At 57.0% G+C, this 15,146-nt stretch carries 13 protein-coding genes; 4 read left to right on the forward strand and 9 right to left on the reverse strand.

Annotation, left to right across the window (positions count from 1 at the left end; all coding sequences use genetic code 11):
* Nucleotides 1-63: 63 nt before the first annotated feature.
* From IEX04_RS05040 to IEX04_RS05065, 6 genes are all read right to left on the reverse strand, one after another.
* The gene (locus tag IEX04_RS05040) at nt 64-507 is read right to left on the reverse strand and encodes an HD domain-containing protein (protein ID WP_188684223.1); all 444 of its coding nucleotides are present in this window, start codon (nt 505-507) and stop codon (nt 64-66) included.
* A gap of 7 nt (nt 508-514) precedes the next feature.
* A complete protein-coding gene (locus tag IEX04_RS05045; RefSeq protein ID WP_229677007.1) occupies nt 515-1,195 on the reverse strand; it encodes a GntR family transcriptional regulator in 681 nt (226 codons plus the stop codon).
* 47 nt (nt 1,196-1,242) lie between these two features.
* A complete protein-coding gene (locus IEX04_RS05050) occupies nt 1,243-2,979 on the reverse strand; it encodes an acetyl/propionyl/methylcrotonyl-CoA carboxylase subunit alpha (RefSeq protein ID WP_188684227.1) in 1,737 nt (578 codons plus the stop codon).
* A 2-nt stretch (nt 2,980-2,981) separates the two neighbouring features.
* On the reverse strand, nt 2,982-4,586 hold the full coding sequence (locus IEX04_RS05055; protein WP_188684229.1) for a 5-oxoprolinase subunit B/C family protein: 1,605 nt from the start codon (nt 4,584-4,586) through the stop codon (nt 2,982-2,984).
* Complete coding sequence (locus tag IEX04_RS05060) at nt 4,583-5,341, reverse strand: LamB/YcsF family protein (protein WP_188684231.1); 759 nt, start codon at nt 5,339-5,341, stop codon at nt 4,583-4,585. Before IEX04_RS05060 ends, IEX04_RS05055 begins: the two co-directional genes overlap by 4 nt.
* A 192-nt stretch (nt 5,342-5,533) precedes the next feature.
* Nucleotides 5,534-6,991, reverse strand: a complete 1,458-nt coding sequence (locus tag IEX04_RS05065) for an MDR family MFS transporter (protein WP_229677008.1) — start codon at nt 6,989-6,991, stop codon at nt 5,534-5,536.
* Between the two features lie 152 nt (nt 6,992-7,143).
* Here IEX04_RS05065 and IEX04_RS05070 point away from each other — a divergent pair, with 152 nt between their 5' ends.
* The 3 genes from IEX04_RS05070 (at nt 7,144) to IEX04_RS05080 (ending at nt 10,980) form a co-directional block, all read left to right on the forward strand.
* Complete coding sequence (locus IEX04_RS05070; protein WP_188684233.1) at nt 7,144-7,743, forward strand: TetR/AcrR family transcriptional regulator; 600 nt, start codon at nt 7,144-7,146, stop codon at nt 7,741-7,743.
* Between the two features lie 216 nt (nt 7,744-7,959).
* Nucleotides 7,960-10,182: an NADP-dependent isocitrate dehydrogenase gene (locus IEX04_RS05075; RefSeq protein WP_096257414.1), complete on the forward strand. Its 2,223-nt coding sequence runs from the start codon at nt 7,960-7,962 to the stop codon at nt 10,180-10,182.
* A 186-nt stretch (nt 10,183-10,368) separates the two neighbouring features.
* Entirely contained in the window at nt 10,369-10,980 is a 612-nt protein-coding gene (locus IEX04_RS05080; protein WP_096257416.1) for a maleylpyruvate isomerase family mycothiol-dependent enzyme, read from the forward strand.
* Nucleotides 10,981-11,015: 35 nt separating this feature from the next.
* On the opposite strand, the gene IEX04_RS05085 is transcribed toward IEX04_RS05080, so the two are convergent.
* On the reverse strand, nt 11,016-12,548 hold the full coding sequence (locus tag IEX04_RS05085; protein ID WP_188684235.1) for a deoxyguanosinetriphosphate triphosphohydrolase family protein: 1,533 nt from the start codon (nt 12,546-12,548) through the stop codon (nt 11,016-11,018).
* Between the two features lie 62 nt (nt 12,549-12,610).
* Nucleotides 12,611-13,546, reverse strand: a complete 936-nt coding sequence (locus IEX04_RS05090; RefSeq protein ID WP_188684237.1) for a 2-hydroxyacid dehydrogenase — start codon at nt 13,544-13,546, stop codon at nt 12,611-12,613.
* A gap of 180 nt (nt 13,547-13,726) precedes the next feature.
* Here IEX04_RS05090 and IEX04_RS05095 point away from each other — a divergent pair, with 180 nt between their 5' ends.
* Nucleotides 13,727-13,936 (forward strand): hypothetical protein, encoded by a 210-nt coding sequence (locus IEX04_RS05095; RefSeq protein WP_096257421.1) that lies wholly within the window; start codon nt 13,727-13,729, stop codon nt 13,934-13,936.
* Between the two features lie 142 nt (nt 13,937-14,078).
* Here the strand turns inward: IEX04_RS05095 and IEX04_RS18700 are convergent, their stop codons facing one another.
* Nucleotides 14,079-15,023 (reverse strand): hypothetical protein, encoded by a 945-nt coding sequence (locus tag IEX04_RS18700; protein WP_205738299.1) that lies wholly within the window; start codon nt 15,021-15,023, stop codon nt 14,079-14,081.
* Nucleotides 15,024-15,146: the final 123 nt, after the last annotated feature.

The raw sequence follows: 15,146 nt of genomic DNA on the forward strand, positions 1-15,146 counted from the left end.
GTCTTCACGTCCTCTGGGACTCCATGCTCTGATGCTACGCGCATTCTGAAGCCAAATAGCTGGCTAAAGTGCAAGGAGCGAACGTACATAGCTGTACTTTTTCGCCAACCGTTCACGGGTCGCCTCGGCTAATAGTGCGGTCCGTTCAGGCGAAGTATTATCGGCAAGATCTGCATGCTTGACGAGCAGTCCTATCGGGTCTGAACGGACCCTCGCGCAATAGTCCTCGACGCTTTCGCCCTGGCGCTTAGTCACTGAATCGACTGCCCTCACGACCTCCTGAGTGATTCCCGCGGCCAGGAGATCCGAGGTAGTAACGTCGCAGTCTTCGATCACATCATGAAGCCACGCCGCAGCAACAGCCGCGTCGGTACCGCCCCGTTCGTAAACCCTCGCTGCTACGCGAGCGGGATGAGTAATATAGTCTGCTCCGGACTTGTCTAATTGGCCCCGATGGGCACGTCGAGCAATAGCTTCGGCGATGACGGGCAATGAAGAATCAGGCATGTTGCTCCTAGCGGAGTTGTGAGGACTCGTAGTGGTCCAAGAGTTCGGCCTCAGCGGTATTCAAATAATCCTGCAAGGTATCGGCCGCCTTCATCCGTTGCCCGGCGCTAAGCAGGTCGACTAGGGAGCTATTTCGCGAGACGTAGTGTGAATGGAAGTCCGGGGCATCGCTCATCGCATGGAACACCAGACGCATTTTCGCCAGTACCCGGCTCATCAACTCGAGCAGGTGAGCACTTCCGGTGGCACGCACTATAGTTTCGTGGAATTGCTGGTTGGCGTCTGCCATGAGGGTAATATTTCCAGCTTCGGCCGCGGCACGGGCCTGCCCAATGATCCGCGACAGCTCATCAATATCCAGCTTTGGACCCCAAGCTAACGCGGCGGGTTCGATAGTTCGACGAACAGCATAGATTTCCCTGATATCCGCTGCATCGGGGGAAGCGACAAACACCCCGCGATTCGGAATGCGCGAAATAATCAGGTCACTATCTAGCAGTGTGAATCCTTCACGCAACGTATTCCGAGAGACTCCCAATGCACTGGACAACGCTTGTTCGGAGAGCTTGGAACCTGGAAGTAAACGCCCCTCGGCGATTTCTTGGCGCAACGTCGAGGCCACCCAAGTGCTGGTGTGCGCATGGGTGGACCCGTCGCCTAATGGAATTGAAGTGTAAATCTCGCTCACGTTCATTCCCCTAATTTAGTTCAGCTTCCCAGTGTATTCCGCATTGACTAAGCGATACTTCCCAGCACATCGCCACGAAGCACGCTTTGTCCGGCACTGAAATCTGCGGAAGTGAAGATGCCATCGCGGTGGGCGGTAACCGGGGATTCCATCTTCATAGCTTCTAAGACGGCCACTGTTTGCCCCTTGGTCACCGAAGCGCCATCCTGTGCCGAGAATGAGACCAAATTACCTGCCATGGGGGACACGATGGAACCTTCGTCGGTGTCGGCACCGTGAACGGCTGCTGACCCCGCTGAGGTTGATCCGCCGTGACGGATTGCATTGACCAAGGCAACGGGCAAGCCAAGAGCCATGGCCTTGCCATCTAGGTCAATGGTCAGTACCTCGCGTTCCGCACCGGCCTCGATGGTGGCAATCTCATCGCTATTAGCCAGCTCATCAGCAAACTCTGATTCAATCCACGTCGTGTAGACGCCAAAACGCTGTTCGGCGACGAAGTCCGGATGCTTGGACACCGCACGGTGGAACGGCAGGACCGTAGGAACCCCTTCAATGGTGAACTCTGCCAACGCCACTTGGGCGCGGCGCAATGCCTGCTCGCGGGTAGCACCATGAACAATCAGCTTGGCCATTAACGAGTCGTACTGGCCAGGGATCACCGAGTTGCTGCGGACACCGGCGTCCACGCGGATGCCGGAGCCGGTAGGCGCCTCAAACCGGGTGATGGTGCCAGGCCCTGGCAGGAAGCCACGCGCGGGATCCTCGGCATTGATACGGAATTCGAAAGCATGACCCACCGGAGTAGGGTCTTCGAGCACCGAGAGTTCCTTGCCATCGGCAATACGGAACTGTTCGATGACCAGGTCCAGACCTGATGTCTCTTCGCTGACCGGGTGCTCAACTTGCAACCGAGTATTGACCTCAAGGAATGAGATGAGGCCATCTGGTGCTACCAAGTATTCAACGGTACCTGCGCCCACATAGCCGGCTTCACGGCAGATCCGTTTGGCTGACTCGTGGATTTCGCTGCGCTGCTCATCGGAGAGGAACGGTGCAGGGGCCTCTTCTACCAATTTCTGGTGACGACGCTGCAAGGAGCAATCGCGGGTGCCGACCACAATGACGTTGCCATGGGTATCTGCAAGGACCTGGGCTTCCACATGCCGCGGCTTGTCAAGGAAGCGCTCCACAAAGCATTCGCCGCGACCGAACGCGACGGTGGCTTCACGGACTGCAGATTCAAAAGAATCTTCGATATCTTCCATGGTGTGTGCGACCTTCAGACCACGTCCACCGCCGCCGAAGGCTGCCTTGATGGCAACAGGTACTCCATATTTTTCGGCAAAGGCTCGAACCTCACCAGCGTTAGCTGCTGGGGCATCGGTGCCGGGCACCAAGGGAGCGCCGGCACGAACCGCGATTTCACGCGCGGTGACCTTATTGCCCAAAAGCTCAATGGCTTGTGGTGACGGGCCAATCCAAGTCATTCCGGCGTCGATGACTGCACGAGCAAAGTCGGCGTTTTCGGAAAGGAAACCATAACCTGGGTGAACCGCATCCGCACCGGCGCGCTGGGCAATGGCGATGATCTTGGAAATATCCAAGTACGTTTCGGCACTCGAAGACCCTTCAAGGGAATATGCTTCATCGGCGCGACGCACATGCAATGCGTCGGCGTCCGGATCAGAGTAGATGGCAACCGATTTTAGGTTGGCGTCGGAGGCGGCTCGGGCGATACGAACAGCGATTTCGCCGCGGTTGGCGATCAAGACCTTTTTCATGCCTAGTTTCCTTCGGTGCTTGGAGCGGATTCGGAAAGTTCAAAACGGATATGGCTACCCGGCGGTAGTTGTGCGGCAGCAGATAAGTCTTCGGCGATCACGGTAGCAATGACCGGGTAACCTCCGGTGACCGGATGGTCGGCGAGGAATAAGACCGGCAATCCGGATGGTGGGACCTGTAGCGAGCCCAGAGCTACACCCTCACTGGAAAGTTCTCCAGTGCGGACTCGTTCCAGGGCGCTTGCTTCACCTTCCACGCCTAAGCGCACTCCGATGCGGTTCGATTCACTAGTAACCAACCACTGCTGATTGAGCAGTTTCTCCACACCCACCGGGCCAAACCAGTCATCTCTAGGCCCCACGCTGACGCGTAAGACGAAGCACCCATCGGTGTCTTGAATCGGTAAGGTACTAGGCTCGCGCTCTCCGACTACTTGGAGATTCTCTGGTGGTGCAACCGGCAGGAAAGTTCCTGTAGCCAATGGGGCAGGACCAACACCGGAGAGTGTGTCGGTAGCTAAAGAACCGAGAATTTTCGGCAGTTGGATGGTGCCGCGTACCGAGATGTAGCTGCGTAAACCGTTACCTGTAGGTGCTAAATCCAAGCGCTCGCCGTTCAACAGCGCGAATGGTGCGTCCATATAGGCTTCACGTTCGGTGCGGACGAGATCCTCGGGTGCTGGAGTGATGCTCAGTTTAGCTTCCGCGCCGCTGACCGCTAGGACTTGATCTCCATGGGCTTGCAAGCTCATACGGCCAGTCAAATTTTCAATACACGCTTGGTTGGGGGTATTCCCGACCAGCCTGTTTGCCTGATACAGCGAGGTTGTATCTGCGGCGCCACTGGCAGGTACGCCAAGCGCACCAAAGCCGTAGCGGCCGGCGTCTTGTAGCAAACTTTGCAAACCGGAATCGAGCACTTCGAGTCCATCGCCACGAGGCGCGTCGGCGACTTGGGCGGTGGGTGTTTCGGTGTGGAGATTTAAGGCGTTGCGCGAGGCGACAAACTGCACCCGATCCTGTGGACGGATAAGGGCCGGGTTCTCCCGGTCCAAATCCCACAGCGCCGAGTCGGTGTGGCCTAGTAGCTGCCAACCTCCGGGGGATTGACGCGGGTATACGGCGGAGTATTCCCCAGCCAGAGCGACCGATCCGGTGGGTACCGAAGTGCGTGGCGTTTCACGGCGAGGCACTTCCAGTACCTTATTTTCACCGAGCAGGTAAGCGAAGCCAGGAGCGAAGCCACCAAAAGCGGCCCGCCACTGCTGGCCGGTGTGCGCATTGACCACGGCCTGTGCGCTCAAACCGGTGAGCTGAGCGACGGTATCGAGGTCTTCGCCGTCATAGTAGACCTCGATAGTGACAAGTTTTCCGGAAGCCACAGCTGCCGTGTTGAGCTTCAGCTGGGGCAGATGTTTGACGGCGACTCGAGCATGCTCGCTGGTTTTGAACTTCACCATGACCGTTTGGGCTGCAGCCAAAACATCGCGTTGGCCAGGTAGCGGCTGGGCTTGTAGGAATGCGTCGAGAGCTAGGACCGATTCTAGGTCTTCTAACTCGACAAGGACATCATGGCTTCCGGCGGCAAATATATTGGTAATGCTCATACGAAGCTCTTGATCTGCACTCCGGCGGATTCTAGCCCGGCGCGCACCGCCGCGGCCATGGCTACGGATCCGGCGGTATCTCCGTGAACGCAGATGGATTCGGCCGGCATCTGGATAACCGATCCGTCGATGGCTTTGAGCGTGCCGTCACTTGCCAGACGAATCATATTTTCGGTCACCTGGGCACTGTCATGGAGCACCGCATTGGCTTCGCGACGAGAAACCAAGGTGCCGTCGGGGTTGTAATTACGGTCCGCAAAAGCTTCGGCTACTGGGCGCAATCCGGCGTGTTCTGCCTTCGCTAACGCCACCGAACCAGGAAGTAAGAGCACGGGGAGATCTTCGCCAAAGGCCTTAATTGCATCGATGACGGCCTGGGCATGAACCTCATGATGAACAATCGTGTTGTACAACGCCCCATGGGGTTTGACGTATTTGATATTGGAACCTGCTGCGCGCGCCAGGGCCTGGAGCGCCCCGAGCTGGTAGAGCACATCGTCTGCTAGCTCGGTGGCCGAGCAGTCTAGGAAGCGACGGCCGAATCCGGCCAAATCCCGGTAACCGACGTGAGCGCCAATGATGACTCCCGCGCTGACCGCGTCACGACAGGTCTGCGCGATACCGCTTGGATCGCCTGCGTGGAAACCACAGGCCACATTAGCCGAGGAGACCGAGGTGAAGATTGCTGCATCATCACCCATGGCCCAGTTGCCAAAGGACTCGCCTACATCAGAATTAAGGTCGATATACGTCATCTGTGATCCCCGTCTCTCCGCGTCGTTTATCTAAGCATGCACCAAAAACGCATATTGTTCAACAATCTTTCTTGGCTTCGCGCAAAATATTAATGCGTAGCCAGGTGAAGGCAATTATTAAACGCAGCAGGGGTCCGCAGCCACTGGCTGCGGACCCCTATTCAGCGCTTCAACCGAAGTTGCTAGCTGACATTAGGCGCGCTTTTCGACCTTGATGAAGAACGAGAGCACCACGCCGATTGTGCCCAACAATGCGCCCACGATAAAGGCGGCATGCGCACCGGTGAAGAGCGACTGCGCCAGGTCGGAGCCCTGGGCGAGTTCGTTGTTGGATAGTACTGACATCACGGTGATGAAGATCGTGGTGCCGATGGCGCCGCCGAGTTGCTGACCGGTGCTGAAGATCGCCGAACCGTGTCCGTAAAGGCGGGGATTGACCGAGGCCATAGCCGAGGACATCAAACCGGTCATCAGCAATGCCAGACCGATCGAGAAGATGACGTGGCAGATCATGAACATCCACAGTTCGGTTTCGGTGGTGACCGTGACGTACATCCACTGGCCCAAGGCCAGCATGATGGCGCCGGGGATCAAGACTGGGCGAGGGCCGTGCTTGTCGTAAATGCGGCCGAAAATTGGTGAAACGATGGCCTGTGCGAGACCGCCTGGCAATAACATCATGCCAATGGCTAGAGCGCTAATGCCCTTGCCTGATTCGAGAATGATGGGAACCATCATGATCGTGCCGAGCAATGTGCCGAAGGCAATCATGATCAGCACGATTGCAAAGGTGAAGTTGCGCGAGGCGAAGGGGGTGAGGTTCAGTAGTTCCTTCCCCTCGCGGGTCAAGCGAATCTGACGCTTGATGAACAGTGCCAAGGAGGCCAGGCCGACAACAAAGGTTGCCACGGTCAAGCCCATATTTTCGCTGGCCTTTTCAATGCTGGCGATGCCGTAGACCAGCAAACCAAAGGCGAGCGCGGAAAGGATCACCGAGAAAATATCGACCGGAAGCTTGCGTGCGTTTGATGGAAGCTTGATGAAAATAATGCCCAAGATTAAGGTGATCACTGCCAACGGAGCCATCAGTACGAAGATGTAGTGCCATCCCCACGCGTGAACAATTGCGCCGGAGACGGTCGGGCCAACGGCAGGACCGACTGAGATCACGATGGAGTTCAGGCCCATGACCATGCCGCGCTTGTGCACCGGGACTAAGGACAAGGTGGTAGTCATCAACAATGGCAAGACGATAGCGGTGCCAACGGCCTGAATGATTCGAGCGAGCAGCAAGAAAGCGAAACTCGGGGCGAAAATTGCAATCAATGTGCCGACCAAGAAGCTGGACAGCGCGAAGACGAACAACGAACGACTGCTGAAGCGCTGCAGTAGGAAGCCGGTGGTCGGGATAACTACGGACATTGTCACGAGGAATCCTGTGGTGAGCCACTGCCCGGCCGAAGCCGAAATGTCCATATCCGCCATAATGGCTGGGAGAGCCACCGTCAGGACAGTTTCGTTCATAATCATCAAGAACGCGGCTAGCGCCAGTGCTCCGATGATTCCGGTGAGCTGCTTAGTGGGCAGTACCGGATTTTTGGGTCGTGAAGGCGCGGTTTCGGCCTTGATTTCGGTGCGCTCAGGAGCCACGGATTCCTCTTTCTAGAATTGTTCAACTTTCAAATTCTGTCACAAGGTGACACAATTTCGTAAGCGAAACTGGCAGAGTGTGACAGAAAACAACTCTGCGCTGGAGGGTCGTAGGATGATGACTAGAGGCAGAACAACAAGTAGGAAATTTAATGGGAATTCGTGACGATCATAAAGCCGCTACCAAGCAGGCTATTCAGGCAGCGACCCTAGATCTCATTGAATCTTTGGGGCTTGAGGCAACTACCGTGGCGCGAATTGCCGAACGCGCGGGAATCTCCGAGCGTACATTTTTCCGTTACTTCGATTCGAAAGAATCGGCCATCGTCCCGGGCCAAGGCGATCTCATCGCCGCGCTCGCCGGAGCTGAAATTGTGGCAGGAAAATCCTCCTCTGAAATTTTCCATGCACTGCTTGAAGTGTGTCGAATGCATTTCAGTGTCGAGGTTCGTCACCATGAAATCCGACGGATCTCCCGGCTCATGCGTCAAGACCCCAAATTGCTGGTGATCGCCACGCGCCGCGAGCAAGAACTAGTCGTTTCACTGAGTCAGTCATTGATCGAACGCGAAGTGCTAGACGTGATGCAGGCGATGCTGGTCGCTGAATTGGTGGCAACTGCTTGGCGTGTTGCGTGGCAGTGTTTTGCGTATGAAGAAGCTGCTGGGCTGACCTCAACGCCAGCTGAACTTTTCGAGAAGGCAATCATTAGTCTCTCGCAGATAGCGTCGATAGATTCCCGTGGGGCCTAAACCTTCTCGTTTGCACATTGAGTTACTGCTCATTAACTTAAGTGTGACAAAGTGCTCGGGCACTATTCATCGCGGTATTTCAGGGAAAAAGCGTGAAATTTAGCTATAAAGTAAACGCCCAAAAGTGTGGTGCAGGACAAAATCAGGTAAGTTGAGAACGTTGAGTTTAGGGCGGATAGCCCGCTTCCGCACGACGTTCAGGGAGACGCCACACTTATGGCCAAGATTATTTACACCCACACCGACGAAGCCCCGATGCTGGCAACGCACTCGTTCCTGCCGATCGTGGAGGCCTTCGCGTCAACCGCCGGTGTTGAACTTGAGACCCGCGACATTTCGCTGGCAGGGCGCATCATCGCCACTTTCCCGGATTATGTCACCGAAGAACAGCGCATCGCCGATGCACTGAGCGAGCTTGGCGACCTAGCCAAGACCCCGGAAGCAAACATCATCAAGCTTCCAAACATCTCGGCATCGATCCCACAGCTCAAGGCTGCCATCACCGAACTTCAGGCAGCTGGCTACGCATTGCCAGATTACCCGGAGAACCCATCCTCGGATGAGGACACCGATGTCCGAGCACGTTACGACAAGCTCAAGGGCTCTGCCGTGAACCCAGTGCTACGTGAAGGTAACTCGGATCGCCGCGCACCATTGAGCGTGAAGAACTACGCACGCAAGTACCCACACTCCATGGGTGCCTGGGCCTCGGACTCAAAGACCAACGTTGCCACCATGGCAGCCGATGACTTCGCCTCCAATGAGAAGTCCATCGTCATCGACAAGGACAAGTCCATCTCCATCCGCTTCGTTGGCGAAGACGGAGCGGTTAAAGTTCTGAAGAAGCCATTCAAGGTTCTTGAAGGCGAAGTTATCGACGGTACCGTCATGCACGTCGCTGCACTGACCGAGTTCCTGAAGAACGCAGTAGCCCGTGCGAAGGAAGACGGTGTGCTCTTCTCGGCTCACCTGAAGGCCACCATGATGAAGGTTTCGGACCCAATCATCTTCGGTCACGTCGTCAAGGCGTACTTCTCCGAGCTGTTCGCTACCTACGGTGACGAGCTAAAGGCCGCGGGTCTGAACCCAAACAACGGCCTAGCTGCCATCCTTGGCGGACTAGATGAACTCTCTGATGACGTTCGCGCCGGGGTGGAGAAGCTGATCGCTAAGGGTCTGGAAGAAGGCCCCGCCGTTGCCATGGTCGATTCCGACAAGGGCATCACCAACCTGCACGTTCCATCGGATGTCATCGTTGACGCTTCGATGCCAGCAATGATCCGCCTCGGCGGAAAAATGTGGGGCCCAGACGGTAAGGAAGCCGAAACCTTGGCCGTCCTGCCGGACTCGTCCTACTCGGGCGTATACCAGGCGGTTATCGATGATTGCCGTGCAAATGGCGCCTACGATCCAACCACCATGGGCACCGTACCAAACGTGGGCCTGATGGCTCAGAAGGCCGAAGAATACGGTTCCCACGACAAGACCTTCGAGCTGGCTGCCGACGGCCACGTGCAGATCTTGGACGAGAACGACACCGTGCTGATCGAACACCAGGTCTTCGCCGGCGACATCTGGCGTGCCTGCCAGGCCAAGGATGTTGCCATCCGTGACTGGGTCAAGCTTGCTGTAAACCGTGCCCGCGCCTCGCAGACCCCAGCGGTCTTCTGGTTGGATGAGAAGCGCGCACACGACGCCGTGCTGATCACCAAGGTCAACGAGTACCTCAAGGAATACGACACCGATGGCCTGACCATCGAAATCCTGAATCCGATCGAGGCTACCAAGTACACCATCGAGCGTATCCGCAAGGGCGAGGACACCATCTCGGTGACCGGTAACGTGCTTCGCGACTACCTGACCGACCTGTTCCCAATTCTGGAACTGGGTACCTCGGCCAAGATGCTTTCGATCGTCCCACTGCTTGCCGGTGGTGGACTGTTCGAGACCGGCGCCGGTGGTTCGGCTCCAAAGCATGTGCAGCAGCTGGTGAACGAAAACCACCTGCGCTGGGATTCACTGGGTGAATTCATGGCTCTGGGTGCTTCCTTCGAACACCTGGCCAACACCACTGACAACGCTCGCGCACAGATTCTGGCAGATACCTTGGATGCCGCAACCGGCACCTTCCTGCTGGAAGACAAGTCGCCTAAGCGTAAGGTTGGCGAGTTGGACAACCGTGGCAGCCACTTCTACCTAGCTAAGTTCTGGGCCGAAGAGCTTTCCAAGCAGGACAAGGATGCTGCGCTTGCGCAGGCCTTCTCCGCTGTAGCCAAGGCACTGGACGAGAATGAGGAAGCCATCGTTTCCGAGCTCGCCCAGGTCCAGGGCAAGGCAGTGGATATCGCTGGTTACTACCGTCCGGACGAGGCAAAGACCGCGGCCATCATGCGTCCAAGCGCTACCTTGAACAAGGCTCTGGAATTGCTGACCAAGTAGTCTCAAGCTAGTCAACGAGGGCCGCGTAACTACCGATTGGTAGTTACGCGGCCTTCGTCGTTAACATTTGCAAATCACTTGGGCCACCCGTTCAATGTCATTTTGTTGAGAGCTTATCCGTGTAGTCAGCCAATGCGCGCAGAGCCTGATGTTGTCTCTGGTCGGCCGAACTGGAAGACTCAATTTATGAGTCAGATCTGGGAACTAGTACATGCCGAACGCAAAGCACTGATCAAGGATCTCGCCGAACTGAGCGAGGAACAATGGGCCACACCGTCCTTATGCGCCGGCTGGACGGTTCAAGATGTTGCCGCGCATCTGATTGATAACGCGCGCACTACAACGCCTCGACTTGCGATAGCCATGGCAAAAGCCCGCTTTGATTTTGACCAACAGAACGCAAACGGTGTCGCCGCAGAAAAAGGCGCGAGCGCCCAGGAGACCCTCGCAGCACTCCGCGAAGTGGCCGAACGACGCAGCGGGCCACCGGCCCCACTCGCCAGCCGCTTGGTAGAAGAAATCGCGCACGGCGAAGACATCCGGCGTCCGCTGGGAATTGAACGCAACTACCCGCCACAGTCAGTGCAACTAGCCATTAGCTACCAGACGCGCACGAGCAAAGCCTTCGGTGGCGCAAAAGAGTTGGCGCGCCGGGTCACCTTGGTCGCCGAGGATGACAACTTCAACCTTGGCACTGGGATGGAAATTAGGGGCCCGCTGATTGAACTGTTGATGCTGGTTACCGGGCGTGAGGAACGAAGAGGTTCTATACACGGCCCCGGCGTCGCCTTTATCTGATCCTTAGGTCCAAACATCCGAGGAGCCGCGCGGGCTTAAAGCCCGCGGCCGGCCTCCCACAAATTATCTGCCGTACCCGCCAACAGGGCGTTCAACGAGACCGCCTGCGCATCGGTAAACGAGGCAATGTAATCCACGATCGCGCGGGCCTGGCCTAAGCGCTGCACCTCATTCGGGCCGGCCTGCAAGAACAGCTCGGGGGAGTGCGCGCGCAACTGCCGGTATTCCTCGGTGGCGGCCTGAACGGAGTCCAGAAGGCGGCGCGGCGCACGCGCCGCATCATCGGGGTCATTAAGCCATGAGTTAAATCCTTCGGCCAAGGACTTGATGATGCGAGTCTGCCCGCGCTGGTACACGGCTAAGTCCGAGCGATCCAAGACGAAGCGCGAGTGCACAAACTTCAGCACGCCCACATCATGCCACGCCTCCTTGGTGAGCCGCACATGTCCGCTGCGGATCGTTGGCGTACGTTCCACGGTCACCGATTCTTGCAACCGGTCGATCCACCGGCGGGTAAATGCGGTCACGGCGCGGTCAGCTTCTAACCCTCCATCGTAAGGAACCGCCAGCAGCCCCTCAACCAGGTCATGTCCTACACGCTGCACCGAGTCACGGAAAGCATCCGCGTCGGCAATCCATGGATCCTTGGCGAAGGCGCGACGCCAGGTCATTTCCAGTGCATGGCCCGGCTTGCGCTGGTCCAGATCTGCTTGGCGCAAGGCGGCCAACTGTTCGGTCTGCTCCAGCCAGGCCCGGAATTCGGCGGACACCGTGGTGTACTGCAAAATTCCCGCGCGGTAAAAATCATCCAGATCATGAACCGCGTAGGCGATGTCATCGGCGATATCCATGACCGAACTTTCAACGGTCTGCTGGTACTTGGCGACGGCGGGGAACACCGAGAGCACGTCACGCATCTCGGCGGCTTCAATATCGTAGGCAGAATACTTGATGGCGCCTGCCGCTGGATCGGGACCCACCCCGCGGGGAAGCAACTCCGAGGAAATCGGTGCCATGGTGCGCCACTCGTTTCGCGTCCAAGGATATTTCAGCACCGCGGCACGTACCGCACGGGTCAGATTCATCCCACGCGCCGTAGCACCACAACTATCCAGCGCGGTCAAAATACGGAAGGTTTGCGCGTTGCCCTCAAAACCGTCGGGCAACCCCAAAATGTTGCGGGCCACCCGGTCCAGTTCTTGTTCGCCCAAATGTCCGAAAGGAGGGTGGCCCAAATCGTGGGCGGCAGCCGCCGCCTGGACGACGACCGGATCGCAACCGCCTAGTTCCGCGACAAGGTTGCGGGTCTCCTCGTCTGCGGTGCGCAACCGGATGGCGATGCTGCGTGCCACGGCGGAAACCTTCAATGAGTGAGTCAGCCGGTTATGCACCGTGGTGCCCGAGCCGGCCTGCGGAATAACCTGGGTGACCGCGGAGAGGCGTGAAAAGTACGGGGAAAAGCGGATGCGTTCGATATCGATGCGGAAATCGTCCTCGTCGGTACGATTCTGCTCGATGATTGCGCGTTCTCGGCCGCCGGTGTCATGAGTTTTCTGCCTGATATCCATCGTAGGAACTAGCCTAAGTCATGCACCCCAAACGAGCAGGTAAAACCGGTGATTGGGAGTTTCTAATTCGCCGGACCAACCACACGCACCAGATGAAGTGGTTCCTGCCCGACGGCCAAGCGCTTGACCTGTTCCACGGCCAAGTTCATCGCAAGATCGATGAACTTCGACGTATTTCCAGCTATATGCGGGGTGATCAAGCAATTTGGTGCCGTCCACAAGGGGTGTGCTTCGGGTAGCGGTTCCGGGTCGGTGACATCCAGCGCCGCGCACAGTCTTTCTGACTGGAGCTCGAAGAGCAGTGCCTCGGTGTCGACCACGGGTCCGCGTCCGACATTCACCAGCAGGGATCGATCTGGCATGCTCGCTAAAAATTTATCATCGACGATTCCGCGCGTGGACGGGGCGTCTGGCAGGGCCACGATCACGAGCTGCGCTTGTGGCAGAAGATCTGGCATCTCATCGATCCCATGGACCTGTGTGCCGTCGTCGAGCTGCCGAGCACTGCTGGCTACCGCGAACACCTCCTTGGGTTTGAAGGGCAGAAGGCGTTGGTAGATCTCTTGTCCAACCCCGCCAAATCCCAACAATAAAACGGTGGCTCCGTGCAGAGTGCCACCCCACAGCGGATTCCAAACTTGCTTTTGTTGTTGAACTCCTGCTGCGGGAAGCTCGCGCAGAGAAGCCAGCACCAGAGCCAGCGTGTGCTCAGCAGTGGCATCTTCTACCGCACCGCGGGAATTGCTCAAACTAACGTCGGGAGGCAGATGTTCCAGAACCCATTCGTACCCGAGGGAGAGCAGATGCACGTGGCGCAATCCCGGAATTCGAGAGACCCGAGCGCGCCGTTCGACCAACAACGGACGTTCGGTAATCAGCACATCTGCTTCCGGGGCTTCCTCGACCGAGTCGTTGAGGTGCCAGTAGATCGGAGTGACGCCGGGTACGTCGAGTTTCGCCAAGAGCCGGCCATTGGGGACGAGCACGCGTAAAGTCAAAGGGTTCCTCCCGTATGGATCGTACCGGGGCCGTAGTTGTCCGGGGTGAGCCTCAAAGCTCATTCTGCGCATCTTTGCCCCGCCGTGCAAGTGCCCAGTCCTAGTGTGAAGCACGAGTTGATTAGGCGAATCGGTCGCTTCATGAGGACAATCTGATTATCAAGATGTTAGAGTTTAGGCATGTCGCAGCCTGTAGAAAACGTGAAAATGTCCGGAAAAACTCAGGCGAATACCAGCTCGTCGATCTTCATGTATTTGGGATGCACAGTGATGGTTCTCGGCCTCGCCAGCCTCATCTTGGGCGGTGGAATCACCGGTGGACTGGTACTTCTTTCCGGCGCTGTGCTCTATGTGGGAACCACTATCACCGAGGCAATACGCACCAAATAGCAACGCCGACCGTGTGGCACATCGTGGCCGGGGGAGCGGCTCAGCCGCCGCAGGTACTCGCACCGACCAACTAAAACACAGATCCGGAAGTGTCATCCCAGCCTTGCCGTTCTGATTGGCCCTGCAGGTAGTTCTGCGATCTTTATCTTGTGATATCTCCTGCGGAATCTTCCATAACCTGTGAGAGCATCGATTCGACGATTTTCAAATCTTCGCTCGGCTTCCGAACGATCTTGCCGCGCTTGTTGCTGAAGTTCTTAAAATCAATGATGACAAGCTTCAAATTGTGCTCCGGGATGAGTTCTGCTTTACGGGCATCGTAGATCCTGCGCTGGTCGCCGCGTCGCCGTCCGCTCGCCGTCATCTTGTCGTCGAAAAATGGCACCGATTCGGTGTGCTGCCTTTCGTGATATTCCACGACTATTCCGAGTTCAGCCCAATAACCGTCCACCGGAAGTGGCTTAACTTTTCCGTTCGTTATCGATGGGTCGCCGACCAGCCAGGGGAACGTTTGCTGGCCTGTCCGCTTTGCCGCCAGCACCTGATCGCAGAGCTCGAGCACGTAGTGCTCGTCGCTGTCGGCACGTTTACTGGGCTTGGGTGCCGGCAGATGCTTCGGTGGCTCGGGCACACGCCGCGTGCTTCCCCAGCCCAGCTCCCAGCCGAGTGAATCGTCGAAGTAATCGGCATAGGCAACGGGGAGATCAGCCAGGCTATGAACTTGGGACAAAAGCATCGCGTACCAGTTGGTGTATTGCTGGTTTCCGCTCTCTTGACCCGTACTGCGCTGCAGCGAGGGCATCGCCTCAAGAATTGCTTCCGCAACGCTCACATGGCTGACGTCTTCGGGAAATTGGACGTCATTATTGAAAACGTTTTGGCCAGCCGTGGAGTACAGGCAGCGCTCTTCCGCGTTATAGGGGTCGCCGAACTCATCCTCGAAATTCCATTCCGTGACGTTGAAAATAACAATCCGCCAGGCCGTACCTGAGGCATTGATTCCGGGCAAAATACGCAGAGCGTAGTAGCCCAAACGGTGCAGCAGCCCAACGGCTTCAAGTATTCGCAGAGGAAGCTGAGAGTCCAATTGACATCCTTCGATCGAGGTTCTAATAAATGCTGACATGTCCTACCGACGGTTGGGGCCAACGCCGTTCGCGCAAGGACTCATCGGCGCTACATTTGCTCCTCGGCGCTCAACTAATGACTG

The sequence above is a fragment of the Glutamicibacter ardleyensis genome, assembly GCF_014644555.1.
Taxonomy (GTDB): Bacteria; Actinomycetota; Actinomycetes; order Actinomycetales; family Micrococcaceae; genus Glutamicibacter; species Glutamicibacter bergerei.

What these genes read in the sequence shown, in the direction of transcription:
- IEX04_RS05060 (WP_188684231.1), bottom strand. Translation starts at nt 5,341, where the DNA reads ATGACGTATATCGACCTTAATTCTGATGTAGGCGAGTCCTTTGGCAAC.
- IEX04_RS05055 (WP_188684229.1), bottom strand. Translation starts at nt 4,586, where the DNA reads ATGAGCATTACCAATATATTTGCCGCCGGAAGCCATGATGTCCTTGTC.
- IEX04_RS05085 (WP_188684235.1), bottom strand. Translation starts at nt 12,548, where the DNA reads ATGGATATCAGGCAGAAAACTCATGACACCGGCGGCCGAGAACGCGCA.
- IEX04_RS05040 (WP_188684223.1), bottom strand. Translation starts at nt 507, where the DNA reads ATGCCTGATTCTTCATTGCCCGTCATCGCCGAAGCTATTGCTCGACGT.
- IEX04_RS05070 (WP_188684233.1), top strand. Translation starts at nt 7,144, where the DNA reads ATGGGAATTCGTGACGATCATAAAGCCGCTACCAAGCAGGCTATTCAG.
- IEX04_RS05050 (WP_188684227.1), bottom strand. Translation starts at nt 2,979, where the DNA reads ATGAAAAAGGTCTTGATCGCCAACCGCGGCGAAATCGCTGTTCGTATC.
- IEX04_RS05075 (WP_096257414.1), top strand. Translation starts at nt 7,960, where the DNA reads ATGGCCAAGATTATTTACACCCACACCGACGAAGCCCCGATGCTGGCA.
- IEX04_RS05080 (WP_096257416.1), top strand. Translation starts at nt 10,369, where the DNA reads ATGAGTCAGATCTGGGAACTAGTACATGCCGAACGCAAAGCACTGATC.
- IEX04_RS05095 (WP_096257421.1), top strand. Translation starts at nt 13,727, where the DNA reads ATGTCGCAGCCTGTAGAAAACGTGAAAATGTCCGGAAAAACTCAGGCG.